General features: G+C 53.6%; 1 protein-coding gene. It reads right to left on the reverse strand.

Features of this window, described 5'->3' with window-relative positions:
* Positions 1-58: 58 nt before the first annotated feature.
* Positions 59-364: a hypothetical protein gene (locus CFR80_RS18340; RefSeq protein WP_258367965.1), complete on the reverse strand. Its 306-nt coding sequence runs from the start codon at positions 362-364 to the stop codon at positions 59-61.
* Positions 365-1,033: the final 669 nt, after the last annotated feature.

The raw sequence follows: 1,033 nt of genomic DNA on the forward strand, positions 1-1,033 counted from the left end.
TCGCACCAGCCATTCCCGATCCTCCCTCTCACGACAGAATCAGAACAGGCCCTTCGCGTCACTTCACAGATGAGTCAGAGACAGTAGCCCTTGGTATTATCCACTCCTGGACAAAACTTGGTCCGGTCTTCGCAAAGACGCGCGCCAGCAACTCAAGGCTGGTGGGTTCGTGTCGCAGATGAAACTGCAGATGCGCGGCTGCGGCGTCGGTCGGACGCATGTTTTCGGGATACGTCTCGATGCTGTATAAATTATGATGACTGCTCGACCGGCGACTTCCAAGCTGGCTTTTGACAGCCAGTCCGCCGAATGGCTCTGCATCATATTTCAGTGCGAGCCACATGCCGCCGATCGGGTCTGCCATTGGAATTAAATTCCTGCTGAATTGTCCAAAACCGTTTATTGATGCTTAAAATCGCATATAAACGGTGTCTTGTGTAAAAAAATATATATATGAACAGCCTTAGCTGCGCGTATTGTCCAGCAACTCTGACTGCCATGTTCGGACGCAGCCAGATCCAGGCGGTCTTCATTGTCGTACATAAGTGGGTTTGCCTTTGTCGGCCCCATATGTCTGGTGATCGAAGCTGCCCGTGCCGGGGCGACAAACATGCGATGTAATTGCCGTGTGCCGATGGGATTCATGATGTCCTGCCTGGGGAAAAGCCAGCTACCAGAATGCATCACGTCCTGCTGGCGTTCGGCCTTTACCACTCCTGCAGCAAGGACGGCAGGTCTGCCGGAAGCAGGGTGTTCCGGTATCGTGCACCCTTGTCCCGTTTGATCTGGAGTAGCCGATGCGCAAGATCAGGTGAGTGTCCGGGTGATGAAGAAGCTCAACGCCGACAGGGTGGGATCTATGGTCGATGTTGGCCTGCCCGTCTCATTCTGGGCGATCTGGAACTGGCGGACAACCTCGGCCGTTGCCGTATAAGGGATCACGACACGAAAGTGTATTTTACGTACGCTTGGAGTGAACACCTGTAGAACTGGCCACATTGAGGTTCACGCAACAAGTAGGGATGCAGGTACC

This window comes from Komagataeibacter oboediens, from assembly GCF_003207815.1.
GTDB classification, from domain to species: domain Bacteria; phylum Pseudomonadota; class Alphaproteobacteria; order Acetobacterales; family Acetobacteraceae; genus Komagataeibacter; species Komagataeibacter oboediens.